The 12,375-nt window shown below is 71.4% G+C and carries 18 protein-coding genes; 9 read left to right on the forward strand and 9 right to left on the reverse strand.

Going from position 1 to position 12,375, the window contains the following annotated elements; translation table 11 throughout:
- Nucleotides 1-67: 67 nt before the first annotated feature.
- A complete protein-coding gene (locus tag ACIA5G_RS01620) occupies nt 68-1,111 on the reverse strand; it encodes a tetratricopeptide repeat protein (RefSeq protein WP_395920297.1) in 1,044 nt (347 codons plus the stop codon).
- 178 nt (nt 1,112-1,289) lie between these two features.
- Here ACIA5G_RS01620 and ACIA5G_RS01625 point away from each other — a divergent pair, with 178 nt between their 5' ends.
- From ACIA5G_RS01625 to ACIA5G_RS01635, 3 genes are all read left to right on the forward strand, one after another.
- On the forward strand, nt 1,290-1,976 hold the full coding sequence (locus tag ACIA5G_RS01625) for an HNH endonuclease family protein (protein ID WP_395920298.1): 687 nt from the start codon (nt 1,290-1,292) through the stop codon (nt 1,974-1,976).
- Between the two features lie 10 nt (nt 1,977-1,986).
- Nucleotides 1,987-2,625 (forward strand): alpha/beta fold hydrolase, encoded by a 639-nt coding sequence (locus ACIA5G_RS01630; RefSeq protein WP_395920299.1) that lies wholly within the window; start codon nt 1,987-1,989, stop codon nt 2,623-2,625.
- Nucleotides 2,626-2,778: 153 nt separating this feature from the next.
- Nucleotides 2,779-3,528: a 3D domain-containing protein gene (locus ACIA5G_RS01635; RefSeq protein ID WP_395920300.1), complete on the forward strand. Its 750-nt coding sequence runs from the start codon at nt 2,779-2,781 to the stop codon at nt 3,526-3,528.
- A 91-nt stretch (nt 3,529-3,619) separates the two neighbouring features.
- Here the strand turns inward: ACIA5G_RS01635 and ACIA5G_RS01640 are convergent, their stop codons facing one another.
- Together ACIA5G_RS01640 and ACIA5G_RS01645 are read right to left on the reverse strand one after the other, a co-directional pair.
- Nucleotides 3,620-4,258 (reverse strand): nitroreductase family protein, encoded by a 639-nt coding sequence (locus ACIA5G_RS01640; RefSeq protein ID WP_395920301.1) that lies wholly within the window; start codon nt 4,256-4,258, stop codon nt 3,620-3,622.
- Nucleotides 4,259-4,276: 18 nt separating this feature from the next.
- Nucleotides 4,277-5,254: an aldo/keto reductase gene (locus ACIA5G_RS01645; RefSeq protein WP_395920302.1), complete on the reverse strand. Its 978-nt coding sequence runs from the start codon at nt 5,252-5,254 to the stop codon at nt 4,277-4,279.
- Between the two features lie 41 nt (nt 5,255-5,295).
- Between ACIA5G_RS01645 and ACIA5G_RS01650 the strand changes: the two genes are divergently transcribed.
- Nucleotides 5,296-5,787 carry a MarR family winged helix-turn-helix transcriptional regulator gene (locus ACIA5G_RS01650; protein ID WP_395920303.1) on the forward strand — a complete coding sequence of 164 codons (492 nt, stop codon included), beginning with the start codon at nt 5,296-5,298 and terminating at the stop codon, nt 5,785-5,787.
- On the opposite strand, the gene ACIA5G_RS01655 is transcribed toward ACIA5G_RS01650, so the two are convergent.
- The 3 genes from ACIA5G_RS01655 to ACIA5G_RS01665 form a co-directional block, all read right to left on the reverse strand.
- A complete protein-coding gene (locus tag ACIA5G_RS01655; RefSeq protein WP_395920304.1) occupies nt 5,788-6,207 on the reverse strand; it encodes an ATP-binding protein in 420 nt (139 codons plus the stop codon).
- Between the two features lie 62 nt (nt 6,208-6,269).
- Nucleotides 6,270-7,049, reverse strand: coding sequence for a SigB/SigF/SigG family RNA polymerase sigma factor (locus ACIA5G_RS01660; RefSeq protein WP_395920305.1), 780 nt, complete (start codon nt 7,047-7,049; stop codon nt 6,270-6,272).
- Entirely contained in the window at nt 7,046-7,462 is a 417-nt protein-coding gene (locus tag ACIA5G_RS01665) for an anti-sigma factor (RefSeq protein ID WP_395920306.1), read from the reverse strand. The genes ACIA5G_RS01660 and ACIA5G_RS01665 overlap by 4 nt, the downstream gene beginning before the upstream one ends.
- A gap of 164 nt (nt 7,463-7,626) precedes the next feature.
- On the opposite strand from ACIA5G_RS01665, the gene ACIA5G_RS01670 reads away from it, so the two are divergent.
- The 3 genes from ACIA5G_RS01670 (at nt 7,627) to ACIA5G_RS01680 (ending at nt 9,366) form a co-directional block, all read left to right on the forward strand.
- Nucleotides 7,627-7,935, forward strand: coding sequence for a WhiB family transcriptional regulator (locus ACIA5G_RS01670; protein WP_395920307.1), 309 nt, complete (start codon nt 7,627-7,629; stop codon nt 7,933-7,935).
- A 229-nt stretch (nt 7,936-8,164) separates the two neighbouring features.
- Nucleotides 8,165-8,518, forward strand: coding sequence for an STAS domain-containing protein (locus tag ACIA5G_RS01675; RefSeq protein WP_086673555.1), 354 nt, complete (start codon nt 8,165-8,167; stop codon nt 8,516-8,518).
- A gap of 59 nt (nt 8,519-8,577) precedes the next feature.
- Nucleotides 8,578-9,366 carry a metal-dependent hydrolase gene (locus tag ACIA5G_RS01680; RefSeq protein ID WP_395921844.1) on the forward strand — a complete coding sequence of 263 codons (789 nt, stop codon included), beginning with the start codon at nt 8,578-8,580 and terminating at the stop codon, nt 9,364-9,366.
- Here ACIA5G_RS01680 and ACIA5G_RS01685 read toward each other — a convergent pair.
- Together ACIA5G_RS01685 and ACIA5G_RS01690 are read right to left on the reverse strand one after the other, a co-directional pair.
- Entirely contained in the window at nt 9,329-9,805 is a 477-nt protein-coding gene (locus ACIA5G_RS01685; RefSeq protein ID WP_395920308.1) for a nuclear transport factor 2 family protein, read from the reverse strand. The two genes, ACIA5G_RS01680 and ACIA5G_RS01685, sit on opposite strands and share 38 nt — an antisense overlap.
- Before the next feature lie 2 nt (nt 9,806-9,807).
- Entirely contained in the window at nt 9,808-10,041 is a 234-nt protein-coding gene (locus ACIA5G_RS01690; protein WP_395920309.1) for a hypothetical protein, read from the reverse strand.
- A 95-nt stretch (nt 10,042-10,136) separates the two neighbouring features.
- Here ACIA5G_RS01690 and ACIA5G_RS01695 point away from each other — a divergent pair, with 95 nt between their 5' ends.
- Nucleotides 10,137-10,715: a TetR/AcrR family transcriptional regulator gene (locus ACIA5G_RS01695; protein WP_395920310.1), complete on the forward strand. Its 579-nt coding sequence runs from the start codon at nt 10,137-10,139 to the stop codon at nt 10,713-10,715.
- Here ACIA5G_RS01695 and ACIA5G_RS01700 read toward each other — a convergent pair.
- The gene (locus tag ACIA5G_RS01700) at nt 10,663-11,883 is read right to left on the reverse strand and encodes an MFS transporter (RefSeq protein ID WP_395920311.1); all 1,221 of its coding nucleotides are present in this window, start codon (nt 11,881-11,883) and stop codon (nt 10,663-10,665) included. The two genes, ACIA5G_RS01695 and ACIA5G_RS01700, sit on opposite strands and share 53 nt — an antisense overlap.
- Nucleotides 11,884-12,023: 140 nt before the next feature.
- On the opposite strand from ACIA5G_RS01700, the gene ACIA5G_RS01705 reads away from it, so the two are divergent.
- Nucleotides 12,024-12,356 (forward strand): hypothetical protein, encoded by a 333-nt coding sequence (locus tag ACIA5G_RS01705; protein WP_395920312.1) that lies wholly within the window; start codon nt 12,024-12,026, stop codon nt 12,354-12,356.
- Nucleotides 12,357-12,375 lie beyond the last annotated feature (19 nt).

Genomic DNA, 12,375 nt, shown 5'->3' on the forward strand with positions numbered 1-12,375 from the left:
CACACAATAGATCTACCCGGGTGAAAATGGTCCGTGGTGCCGTTCGGGTGCTCGCCTGTGCAGCCGATCAGTAGTGGTGCTCGCGGTCGTCCTGCACGTGCTCCGCACGGGCCAGCCACACGTCCGCCTCATGGGCGGCACCCCGCGACCGCAGCATCCGGGCCAGGCTGAGCATGCCCTGGACGTCGCCGGTTTCGGCGGCCCGCCGGAACCACTGCTCGGCCGCGGAGAAGTCCTCCCGGTGCTCGGCGAGGTGCCCGAGGTTGGTCAGCGCGGGCACGCTGCCGTGTTCGGCGGCCTTGCGGTACCAAGCAGCGGCCTCGCCCTCGTCACCCCGGTTGCGGGCGAGCACACCGAGGTTCGTCATCGCCGCCGGGTCGCCGCGCTCGGCGGCGTCGAGGTACCAGCTCTCGGCCTCTTCGAGGTCACCACGGCGGTGCAGCAGCAGCCCGAGCCGCACGATCGCCTCGACGTGCCCGCCGCCCGCGCCCTGGCGGTACCACGACTCGGCGTCGCCCGGCCGGCCGAGCCGCTCGGCCTGCCGGCCCAGCTGGCAGGTGGCCGCGAGGTCGCCGGCCAGCACCGCCGAGCGCCACCAGCGGGACGCCTCCGCGGCCTGGCCGCGGTCGCGCAGCACGATCCCCAGGTCGATCATCGCGCCGGTGATCCCGGCGTCGGCGGCCTGCCGCAGCCACGACTCGGCCTCTTCGGGTTTCCCCTGTTCCCGCAGCAGGTGCCCGAGCGAGGCGATCGACGGCAGGTCGCCGGTGCGGGCCGCCTCGCCGTACCAGTGCTGGGCGTCCTCGCGCTTCCCGCGCCGCTCGTACGACCGGGCGAGGTTCAGCATCCCGTGGGGGTCGCCGGCCAGCGCCGCCTCGTGGTACCAGCGCTCGGCCTCCTCCCGCTCGCCGCGTTCGGCCAGCAGGTGCGCCAACGCCGACATCGACACGCGGTCGCCGCCCATCGCGGCTTTGCGGAACCACGACTCGGCCTCGGAGAGCTGCCCACTCTCCCGCATCGCCGAGCCCATCCGTGCCATGGCGACGACGTTGCCGCCCTCGGCGGCCTTGCGCTGGAAAAACTCGTCGAACTTCTTGAGCCGACCGGGCATCGGCTGCTCCCTCCGGATGGTTCCTGCTCCGGTAGTCGCAGTTGAGCGGCTCGGTGTGACATCTCCGCCGTGGGTGGGCGAGATCACATTCGCGCCAGGTCGTCGTGTCGGCGCGGTTGTCCCGGGCCGGCAGAGGTGAGACTACGCCGCGCGCACCCGCAGGTGAGAGGAGAAAATCTTGGCGGCCCGCGGTTTTAGGCTCAGCGTGACGCAGCGAACTCTGCTGGTAGTCGCGATCCTCGCGGTCGCCCTCGTCGGGTACTGGGTGACGAGCAGAGGTGCGGGCGCGACCCCGCCCGCGTCGTCGTCCTCGTCTTCGGCGCCGGTCCCGGTCTCGGCGGCGGACGCGCAGAAGCAGCTCGGCGAGCTCACCATCGCCGCGCGGACGTCCATGGACGGCTACTCGCGCGAGAAGTTCCCGCACTGGGACAGCCAGGGCTCGGGCTGCGACACCCGCGAAGTCGTGCTCAAGCGCGCCGGTCAGGACGTCAAGACCGACAAGGACTGCAAGGCGACGGCCGGGACGTGGAAGAGCGTCTACGACGACGAGACCTGGACCAAGGCGACCGACCTCGACATCGACCACATGGTCCCGCTCGGGCAGGCCTGGGCGAGCGGCGCGAAGTCGTGGACGACCGAGAAGCGCGAGCAGTTCGCCAACGACCTGACCCGGCCGCAGCTGTTCGCCGTCACCGACAACCTGAACCAGCAGAAGAGCGACAAGGCGCCCGACCAGTGGAAACCGCCGCTCGTGGCGTTCTGGTGCACTTACGCGACCGACTGGATCGTCGTGAAGCACTACTACGGCCTGACCGTCACGCAGGGCGAGAAGACCGCCTTGACGGACATGCTGCGCCGCTGCTGAGCTGGCCGGCATGACGACGTTCGCGCTGATCCACGGAGGCGGCGGCAGCGGGTGGGACTTCCACCTGCTCGGCCCGGAGTTGGTCGCCCGCGGCCACGGCTTCGTGGCGCCGGACCTGCCGATCACCGACTCCTCGGCCGGGCTGGATTCGTTCGTCGACACGGTGCTGGACGCCTTGGAGGACACTTCGGACGTCGCCGTCGTCGGCCATTCCTACGGCGGGTTCACCGCGCCGCTCGTCGCGGCGAAGGTGCGGGCGCGGCTGCTGGTGTACCTGGCCGGGATGATCCCGGCGCCGGGGGAGCCGCCGGGGCAGTGGTGGGGGAACACGGGCTTCTCGTCGCCGGCCGGGCTGAGCGAAGCCGAGCAGTTCTTCAACGGCGTCCCGGCTTCGCTCGCCGAGGAGTGCCAGGCCCACGGACGCGAGCAGGTCAGCAAGGAGTGGGACGAGCCGTGGCCGCTGCCGGCCCACCCGGACGTCCCGACGCGGGTGGTGCTGTGCCGCGACGACCGCTTCTTCGTCCCGGACTTCCAGCGGCGCGTCGCGCGGGAGCGGCTCGGCGTCGAGCCGGACGAGATCGACGGCCCGCACTGCGTGCCGCTGAGCCACCCGGCCGCCTTGGCCGAGCGCCTGGTCAGCTACCTCTGAGCCGCTTTGGGCCGTTCGGGGTGTCCGCGGACTTAAAGGTCTAGACCTATTGACTGAGTGGTCCAGGCCACTTACCGTTTTTCCAGCGGCGAACCCGCGCTTCTCCACCTTGCGTCACCTCCACCCCGGTCCCCACCACGGAGGTTTCCCGCCATGCGCTTCGCCAGGGTCTTCGGGTTGGCGGTCCTGACCGCCGCCGGCCTGCTCACCGCCCCCGCGCTGCCCGCGTCCGCCGCTGTTCTGCCTGCGTGCCAGCACTTCTACCCCGGCCCCATCCCCGACCGCCCGGTCACCGGCGGGCACGGACCCGGCACGCTCGTCGGCGCCGTGGACGTGAGCAACCGCCTGCCCGCACCCGGTTCCGTCAGCGGCGGCCTCGGCGCCGACGCCAAGGTCACCTTCACCTTCGCCCGCGTCCCCGGCGCGAAGGCGTACCGAGCGTTCCGCAACGGCCAGGCCCTGCAGTGGATCAGCGACTGGGGTCAGCCGACGCTCACGGTGACCGACACGAGCCCGTGCCAGAACGCGAACTACCAGCTCTACGCGATGACGGCCGAGGACAACTCACCGGGCTCACTCGGCCAGCTCTCCACCGCTTACCGCCTCGACGGCGCCGACCGGCTCGCGCCCTACCGCGTCCCGGCCGGCACCACGCTGAACTACCGCGTCACGTCCTACAACGACGTCGCGCAGACGGCTCTCGGCTACAGCGCGGGGCCGGGCTTCTGCGCCGTCGACGCCCGGATCATCCCGTGGGGCACCAGGTTTTCGGTCCCCGGCTACGGCGAGTGTTACGCGGCGGACATCGGCAGCTGGATCAAGGACGACATCGTCGACGTCTGGCTACCCGGCTCTCAAGCTGACGCGTGGGGCATCCAGCGGCTCACCCTGACCGTGCGCTGAGAGCCGCCGCCGAACCACCCGGCCGCCGAAAGGCGGTGAAGGCCTCCTTGCCGACGTCCCCAACGCCCCGGCAGGGAGGCCTTCACGGCGGTCACCAGCGGTCGAGGTGCAGGACGTCCTCGAGGGGCTGCCGCGCCGCCGGCTTGAACGTGTCGCCCGTGTAGAACGCCGTCGGGATCAGCGCCGCCTGGTGGACGTTCTTCGGCAGGCCCAGCACCTCCGCCGCCTCCTGCTCGTACTTCAGGTGCAGCGTGGTCCACGCCGTCCCCAGCGTGACCGAACGCGCGGCCAGCATGTAGCTCCACACCGCCGGCAACAACGACGCCCACATCCCCGCCTGGTTGCCCGCCGGCAGTTCGGCGGCCGCCGTCTCGAGGCAGGGGACCACCAGGACCGGGACGTCACCCATCCGGTCGGCCAGGTACTCGACGCTGTCACCGACGCGCTTCTGCACCGCGGCGCGCGCCGGGTCGTCCGCGAACTGCTTGCCGGCCGCGTTCGGGGACGCCAGGTATTCGTGGCACGCCCGGCGGTAGATCTCGCCGAGCGCGGCCCGCTGGTCCGCGTCCGTGACGACGAGCCACTGCCACCGCTGGGTGTTCGAGCCGCTCGGTGCCTGCAGTGCGACCTGCACGCAGTGTTTCACCAGGTCGAGCGGCACGGGCCGGTCGAAGTCCAGCCGCTTGCGCACGGTCCTGGTGGTCGTCAGGAGCTCTTCGGGCGTCATCATCGGCCCATCATGCCGGGCTCACCAGCGATCGTGCACCAGCGGACGGATCAGCTCGTCGTACGTCTCGCGGACACCCGCCAACGCCTCGGGTGACAACGGCCGCAGCGAAGCCGCCGCGGTGTTCGCGGAAGCCTGCGCGGCGTTGCGCGCGCCCGGGATCACCGTGCTCACGCCCGGCTGGTCGATGATCCAGCGCAACGCGAACTGCGCGAGCGCCTGACCCTCCGGAACGAGCCCCCGCAGCCGCTCGACGGCCGCCAGCCCGACGTCGTACGGCACACCCGCGAACGTCTCGCCGACGTCGAACGCCTCGCCGTGGCGGTTGAAGTTCCGGTGGTCGTTCGCGGCGAACGTCGTCGAAGCCGTGTAGCGCCCCGACAGCAGGCCCGACGCCAGCGGCACCCGCGCGATGATCCCGGCGCCCGCCTCCGCCGCCGCGGGCAGCACGCGCTCCAACGGCTTGAGCCGCAGGCAGTTCAGGATGATCTGCACCGAAGCGACGTTCGGCCGCGCCAACGCCGTCAGCGCCTCTTCGCACGTCTCGACGCTCACGCCGTACGCCTTGATGCGCCCCTCGGAAACCATCTCGTCGAGCGCGTCGTACACCGCGTCGGACGAGTACACCGGCGTCGGCGGGCAGTGCAGCTGGACGAGGTCGAGCGTGTCGACGCCGAGGTTGCGGCGCGACCGGTCGTTCCACTCGCGGAAGTTCGCGCGGACGTAGTTCTCCGGCACCTGCTCGGCCCGGCGGCCCATCTTGGTCGCCACGAAGACGTCGCCGCGGTCGGCCAGGAACCGGCCGACCAGGGTCTCGCTGCGGCCGTCGCCGTAGACGTCGGCGGTGTCGAAGAAGGTGACGCCCGCGTCGGCCGCTGCGTGCAGCACCGCCAGTGCGTCGTTCTCGTCGACCTCGCCCCAGTCCGCGCCGAGCTGCCAGCAGCCGAGCCCGACGACGGACACCTCGCGGCCCAGCCGGGTGATCTTCCGGTTCTCCATGCCGCGATCCAAGCACACGCCCCCGCCTATGATCGGCCGTCATGGCGCTGACATCGGGTCCGGACGGGCTGGGGACCCGGATGCGGCACGTCCTCGAGATCCTCGACGGCGACGTCGCGAAGTTCCTCGCCGACATCGGCCTCGACGGCTACCGCCCGCGGTACTCGCCGGTCGTGCGGGCGCTGCTGGCGAGCGGCCCGCTGGCCATCCGCGACCTCGCCGCGGAAATGGGCGTGACGCACTCCGCGGCCAGCCAGACCGTCGCGCAGATGAACCGGGCCGGGCTCGTCGCCCTCGAGCCGGGGGCCGACGCCCGCCAGCGGATCGTGTCGCTCACCGCGAAGACGCGCGAACTGCTCCCGCTGATCGAGGCGGAGTGGACGGCGACCACCGAGGCCTCGGAGGCGTTGGAAGCGGAACTGCCGTACCCGTTGCGCGGGGTGCTGCAGGCGATCGTCGAAGCGCTGGAGCGGAAGCCGTTCCGGCAGCGGATCGGGGAGACCGAGGCGGCGCGGGAGCTCCTCGAGCCCTGATCAGGCGTCGGGGAGGCGGAACACCGCCCAGACGAACTTGCCGCCGGGGCAGCGTTCGAAACCCCAGTCCTCCGACAGCGCCTGGACGAGCACGAGCCCGCGGCTGCGTGCCTCGGCCGGCGACGGCGCCCGCAGCTCGGGCAGCATCCGGCCGGTGTCGTACACCCGCAGCGCGAACCGCCCGTCGGCGTAGGCCAGCTCCATCCGCTCGGGCCGGTCGCCGTGCTCGAAGGCGTTCGTGACCAGCTCGGAGGTCGCCAGCAGGACGTCGGCGAGCCGCCGTTCCCGGAGCCCGGCGTTCAGCAGCGCCCGGCGGACCTCGTGGCGCGCCCGCGCCGGGGCCGTCACGTCAGCCGGGAGGAACACCGTCAGCGGCGCGGCCGGCACGGCCGTGCGCTGCGGCATCTTCGACATCGTCATCTGGTCCCCCTCCCGGTGAGTTCGGTACCGTCCGCGAAGTACCCAGGCGGCCGAACGGCTAATCAGGTGCCGTCGGCCAGCTCGGATTCGTCCAGGCCCGAACGCAGCTTCTTCAACGTCGCAGCCAGCAACCGCGACACCTGCATCTGGGAGACCCCGACGCGGCGGGCGATGTCCGACTGGCTCATCCCGGAGCCGAAGCGCAACGCGACGATCTTGCGCTCCCGGTCCGGCAGGCTCTCCAGCATCGGCCGCAGCGCCTCCCGCAGCTCGGCCTGGCCCAGCTCGGCGTCCGGCGCCCCGAACCGCGTGTGCGCGGCGTTCTCCAGCAGGTGGTCGAGCGACGCGCCGTAGCGGCCCTGACCGGCGCGAAGACCCTCGTAGACGTCTTCGATCGGCACGCCGAGCCGGCCCGCGATCTCACTCGGCTTGGGCGCGCGCGAGAGCTGCACGGTGAGCTCCTCACGCGCCGCCGAGATGTTCGCGTTCAGCTCCTTGAGCCGCCGCGGCACCCGCACCGACCAGCTGTTGTCCCGGAAGTGGTGGCGCAGCTCGCCGGAGATGGTCGGCACGGCGAAGGCCAGGAAGTCCGTGCCCTGCGCCGGGTCGAACCGGTCGACGGCGTGGATCAGCCCGACCGTGGCGATCTGGACCAGGTCCTCCATCGCCTCGTCCCGGTTGCGGAACTTCCGGGCCAGGTTGCGCGCCAGTTCGAGGTGGTTGCGCACCAGCGTGTCCCGGATGCGTTCGCGCTCCGGGGAGTCCGGCGGCAGCGCGGCGAGCTCGGAGAACAGCGCGCCGACCCCCGCGTCGTCCCCGCTGCGCCCGGCGGGATCGGTCACGAGTCCGCCGCCTGGCTCTCCCGGACGAGGTCGACCCGGGACAGGTAGCTGCCGTCCTTCGGGGTCACGGTGCGCTCGGCCGACGTCGCCAGCGCGGTCAGCAGCTGCCACGAAAGGCCGGAATCGTCCTCGTGGTCCGGAGTGTCCGAAAGCACTGAGACGGAGACCTCGATGCGCGGCCCGTTCCAGGAGAAGACGCAGGTGAGCCGGCCGTCGGAGCTGGCGGGGAGCAGCAGCGAGCAGGCTTCGTCCACCGCCATCCGCAGATCCTCGACGGCGTCGAGGTCGAAGTCCTGGCGCATCGCGATGTCGGCGACGATGGTCCGCAGCGTCGGCACCACGTGCGGGATCGCGGCCGTCCGCACCTCGATGACCTGCGCGCCTTCCGGCACGAGCGGGGCGTTGTCCTCCACGTTTGTTCCTTTCTCCGCGCTCGCGCTGGGGTGAAGAGGCGGTGTCCTCCGACGCCCGGTCAGCGAGATGCCCGTGGGGTGAGCAAACCAAACCCGCGTTTGATCCGCTCCACCGGCGGGCACATAGCGATCGACGTGCTGATCCTGGGAAAGGCAGGGACGACATGGCTGACGTGAGCCGGCTGCCCAATGTGGTTGCTGAAGAGTGGGAATGGCAGCTGCGCGGCTCTTGCCGGGGTGCGGACAGCAGCCTCTTCTTCCACACCGACAACGAGCGCGGATCGGCGCGGGAGCGGCGCGAGTCGAGGGCGAAGGCGATCTGCCAGACGTGCCCGGTGCTGGCCCAGTGCCGCACGCACGCGATGACCGTGCAGGAGCCGTACGGCATCTGGGGCGGCCTCGGCGAGATCGAGCGGCGGCAGCTGTTCCTCCGCCAGCGCCGGGCGGCCCGGAAGGTCGTCGGTGCGCACTGAACAAGGCGCTGAGCAGGCAGGATTCGAGCACACGTGAACAGTGAGCGGGAAAGGGCGGCGGCCGTGGCGGGCCCGGCCGCTTCCTGGGCTAGGGTTGGCCCCGGAGTTGCCTTGACCGTGTCCGGCGCGGGGTCCTGCCCCGGCTGTGAAAGGCACGGTGACACGGATGCCGCTTGAGACGACAGGCGCGTACCCGGCGCAGGAGCAGCGCCTGACGAGGAGAAACTGCATGCCCGCAGCCGACCAGAACGCCACCCCGCCCGGGTTCGGCATCACGCTGGACACCGACGCGACGGAGCCCCGGGTGGTGGTCACCGGCGAGCTCGACCTGCTCACCAGTCCGCAGCTGCAGGAGGCCCTGGCCGGGCTGATCGCGGACAAGCGCGCGCAGCGGGTCGTGGCCGATCTGACCGGGGTGACCTTCTTCGATTCCTCCGCGCTGAACGTGGTGCTCCGCGCACAACGCCAGGCCGGCGAGCAGGAAGTCGAGCTCGAAGTCGTCCCGAGCCCCGCCGTGAGCCGGGTGATCGAACTCACCGGCGTGGCCGAACACCTGAGCGTGTCGGAGGACCCCCAAGCCTGACCGCCCGCTACGGTTCCGCGGATTGATTTTTCTGCGTGGACCTTGGGGGCGGCACGATGATGGGGCGCACGCACGCCCTGACCGGTTGGTGCGCGGGCTTGGCCCTGGCGCCCGCGGTCGGGGCCGGTTCGGTGCACCAAGCGGTGGTCTTCGCGGCCACGACGGCCGGGTTCGCCCTGCTGCCCGATCTGGACCACCCCGGCGCGAGCGCGTCCCGGCTGCTCGGTTGGCTGACGGGTGCCTTGTCCTGGCTGCTGCGCCGCGTTTCGGCGGCGTTCTACGCGCTGACCAAGGGCCCGCGCGACGAGAAGGTGACGGGCAAGCACCGCCACCTGTCCCACACGGTCCTCTTCGCGGCCGGCTTGGGGTTGCTGACGTCGTGGGGCACCACCACCGGCGGCCCGTGGGCCGTGGTCGGCGTGGTGATCTTCGGGTTGATGCTGGCCGAAGGCGCCCTGGGCGACTGGCTGCTGCCGGTGAGCGGGGCGGCGGTGGCGTGGTGGTTCTTCACCGCCCCGCCCGACCGGGCAGGTGAGCTGGAGTCGATCACGGGCTGGCTCGGCGTCGCGGTGGCGGCCGGCTGCCTGACCCACTGCCTCGGTGACGCGCTGACCGAAGCCGGCTGCCCGTTCTTGTTCCCGGTGCCGATCGCGGGTGAGACCTGGTACGAAATCCGGCCGCCCAAGGCGCTGCGGTTCCGCACCGGCAAGAAGGTCGAGAAGCGGCTCATCTTCCCGGTGTTCGCGTTGCTCGGCGTGCTGCTGGTGCCGGGGGTGTGGGGTTACACGGTTGCCACGTTCGAGCGGTTGTTCATTCCGCCGACGAGCCAGCAGGCGACGACGCCCTGAGCTGCCGGATCCGCTCCGCCGCCGCGGCGGTATCGGCGTAGTCGCGGGAGTACGTGATCAGCCCGTCCCGCACCGTCATGACCATCACGTACGTCGACACGAACGCCGAGCCGCCCAGTTCGCCGTGCAGGTCGAACTCCGCCACCAGCACCGAGGGATCCGACGTCTCGTGCACCACCACGTTGTCCGCCTTCACCAGCCGGCGGACCTTGCCCGCCGCGAGGAACCGGCCGCGCAGCTCTTCGCGGCCGTGCGTCAGCCGCGGCACACCGGCGGGCGTGAACGGCATCTCGATCACGACGTCCGGCGCGTACAGGTCGGCGAGGTCGTCCCAGCGGTTTTCCACCGAGGCTGCCAGGAACGCGTCGAACACCGCCCGGGCCGGACTCGCCGGCACTCGGCGGTAGTGGCGGTAGGACGTGATCTCGCCGGCTGCCACCGTCAAAACCCCGACGGCGACTCGAGCACGAATCCCGTCTCCGACAAGGTCACGGTGATCGGCGCCTGCTCCGTGTCCGGCCCTGCGGCGAGAGCAGCCAGGACGGCTTCGCGACCTTCGAACCGTTCGGACTGGAACGGCAGCTCGTATACCGCGTCAGCGGCGAACGGAGCGGTTTCCGGCACGGGCGTCCCCTGACGGACCAGGGCGGCGATTTCGGGCACGGTGCGTGGCATCGGAATTCTCCTGGGAAGCTGGACGTTGAATCGGAACGGTGCACCCGCTTAGGACGATACGGAGCGAGCGCTCCGGTTGTCAACGAGGAGGCTTGATGGAGAAGATGCGCGCGGACGCGCGGCGCAACCGGGCGAAGGTCCTGGCTGCCGCCGAAGAGGCGTTCGCCGCCGACGGGCTCGCGGTGCCCCTCGACGACATCGCGCGCCTGGCCGGGGTCGGCGCCGGCACCGTCTACCGGCACTTCCCCAGCAAGGAGGCGCTCTTCCAGGCCGTGGTCCTCGAACGCATCGAGCAGTTCGCCGAAGAGGCCCGCAAGCTCGCCACGGCCGAGGACCCCGGCGCGGCGTTCGTCGACTACTTCGTCCGCGTCATCAAGCAGGCTTCGCTCAACCGCGCGATCTGTGACGCCCTCGCCGAGTCGAGCGGGCACGCGTTCAAGGCCGGCGCGGGGAGCGAGTTCCGCGAGGCCCTGGCCGAACTGCTGGCCCGCGCCCAGGCGGCGGGCGCCGTCCGATCCGACATCGACGGCGACGACCTGCGGGCGCTCATCGTGGGCTGCCTCGCCGTCGAGCGGTACGCGCCGGGGAGCCGCCACCTGGTCCGCGTGGTCGTCGACGGGCTCACGGCGACGCCGGCAGCTCACGCAGCTTCCGCACCGGCGAGCACACCATGATCACCGCCGAAGCCAGCACGCCGGCCGCCGCGATCTGCAGGGTCGCCCGCATGCCGGCCACGCCGGCGAGCCCGCCGCCGAGGAGGCTGCCCAGCGGGACGGCGCCGAAGACCAGCGTGTGCGTGATCGAGTTGATCCGGCCGAGCAGTTCGGGCGGGGCGGCCGACTGCTGGAACGTCATGCCGAACACGTTCAGCACGATCACGCCGAAGCTCGCGAAGAATCCGGCGACGACGTAGCAGGCGAGCGCCCAGCCGGGGCCGGTGAACGGATAGAGCTGGTAGGCCAGGCCGTAGAGCACCGCCGCGCCCCACAGCGCCCGCGCGCCGCCGATCCGGTCGCCGAGCCACCGCGCGGTGAGCCCGCCCGCGAGGGCACCGGTGAGGGTCGACGTGCTGAGCAGCCCGATCGCCCACGGCGACAGCCCGACGTCGCGGCTGAGGAAGACGATCACCACCGCCAGGTGCACCGACTGGAAGAAGCTCGAGACCGCGCCGTGCGCGCTGATCGCCAGCAGGATCCGATCACCCCGGACCACCTGCAGGCCGTCGCGGATTTCGCGGAGCAACCGCCGCTCGCGCGGTTCGGGGCGCACGTCCGGTGTCTCGATCCGGCGCAACCAGAGCGCGGACCACAGGTAGCTGACGGCGTCGACGGCCAAGGCCGCGGCGGTGCCCAGTGCCGAGACGATCAGTCCGGCCAGGCCGGGGCCGGCCACCGCGGCCGTCGAAAGGCTCGTCTGGAGCCGGGCGTTGGCGTCTGGCAGCTGCTCGCGCGGCACCAGCCGGGGAACGTAGGTCTGGTGGGCGATGTCGAAGAACATGCTCAGCAGCCCGACCCCGAGCACGACGACCAGCAGCTGGGGCAACCCGAGCACACCGAGCAGCGCGGCGACCGGGACCGACACGATCAGCGCGGCGCGGCCGAGGTCGGCGGTGATCAGCACCGGGCGGTGCCGGACCCGGTCGCACCACGCGCCGGCCTGCAGGCCGAGCACCAGGTAGGGCAGGGTTTCCGCGGTCCGCAGCAGGGAGACCTCGAAGACCGACGCGCCGAGCGTGGTGATCGCCAGCAGTGGCACCGCGAGCACGTCGATCCGGCTGCCGAACTGGCTCGCGAGATCGGCCAGCCACAGGCGGCGGAAGTCGCGGTTCCCCAGTGCCCCCATGATCCCAGCGTGGCACGTGCGCGCGGCGGACGCACCAAAGTTGAGTCATCTCGACTCAGGGTGCACCGTGTGTAACACGAGCTAAGATCAACGCGAGTTAGTCCTCGAACCTGCGCTACGCGTGGCGAGGGGGTGCCCGGATGAGTGGCCGACCTACTTGGGGCTCCGCCGCGGTCACCGGGCTGGCGGGTTTTGTCGCCGGGTTGCTGGTGGCGGCACTGCTCGTGGCCGGCCGGTCCAGTCCGCGGCCCGCGGAAGTCACCGCGCCGCCGACCCCCTCCGCCAGCCCCGCTGTGCCGGTCACCGTGACCGCGCCCGTGCCGTCGCCCGCGACCGTCACGTCGATCGAGACGTCTCCGCCGACCACCACCACGAGTTTTGTCGAAGTGACGGTGGAACCGACCACCTCGACGACGGTCACGCCGACCTCGACGTCGCCCGCTCTGCCGCTGACCAGCGGCCGGCGGGACTGACGATGCAACCGCGCGGCCG

It is taken from the genome of Amycolatopsis sp. NPDC051758, assembly GCF_044453095.1.
Lineage (GTDB): Bacteria > Actinomycetota > Actinomycetes > Mycobacteriales > Pseudonocardiaceae > Amycolatopsis.

Coding starts and splice junctions, on each gene's coding strand:
- ACIA5G_RS01620 (WP_395920297.1), bottom strand. CDS start 1,111: ATGCCCGGTCGGCTCAAGAAGTTCGACGAGTTTTTCCAGCGCAAGGCC.
- ACIA5G_RS01630 (WP_395920299.1), top strand. CDS start 1,987: ATGACGACGTTCGCGCTGATCCACGGAGGCGGCGGCAGCGGGTGGGAC.
- ACIA5G_RS01635 (WP_395920300.1), top strand. CDS start 2,779: ATGCGCTTCGCCAGGGTCTTCGGGTTGGCGGTCCTGACCGCCGCCGGC.
- ACIA5G_RS01640 (WP_395920301.1), bottom strand. CDS start 4,258: ATGATGACGCCCGAAGAGCTCCTGACGACCACCAGGACCGTGCGCAAG.
- ACIA5G_RS01645 (WP_395920302.1), bottom strand. CDS start 5,254: ATGGAGAACCGGAAGATCACCCGGCTGGGCCGCGAGGTGTCCGTCGTC.
- ACIA5G_RS01650 (WP_395920303.1), top strand. CDS start 5,296: ATGGCGCTGACATCGGGTCCGGACGGGCTGGGGACCCGGATGCGGCAC.
- ACIA5G_RS01655 (WP_395920304.1), bottom strand. CDS start 6,207: ATGACGATGTCGAAGATGCCGCAGCGCACGGCCGTGCCGGCCGCGCCG.
- ACIA5G_RS01670 (WP_395920307.1), top strand. CDS start 7,627: ATGGCTGACGTGAGCCGGCTGCCCAATGTGGTTGCTGAAGAGTGGGAA.
- ACIA5G_RS01675 (WP_086673555.1), top strand. CDS start 8,165: ATGCCCGCAGCCGACCAGAACGCCACCCCGCCCGGGTTCGGCATCACG.
- ACIA5G_RS01680 (WP_395921844.1), top strand. CDS start 8,578: ATGGGGCGCACGCACGCCCTGACCGGTTGGTGCGCGGGCTTGGCCCTG.
- ACIA5G_RS01690 (WP_395920309.1), bottom strand. CDS start 10,041: ATGCCACGCACCGTGCCCGAAATCGCCGCCCTGGTCCGTCAGGGGACG.
- ACIA5G_RS01695 (WP_395920310.1), top strand. CDS start 10,137: ATGGAGAAGATGCGCGCGGACGCGCGGCGCAACCGGGCGAAGGTCCTG.
- ACIA5G_RS01700 (WP_395920311.1), bottom strand. CDS start 11,883: ATGGGGGCACTGGGGAACCGCGACTTCCGCCGCCTGTGGCTGGCCGAT.
- ACIA5G_RS01705 (WP_395920312.1), top strand. CDS start 12,024: ATGAGTGGCCGACCTACTTGGGGCTCCGCCGCGGTCACCGGGCTGGCG.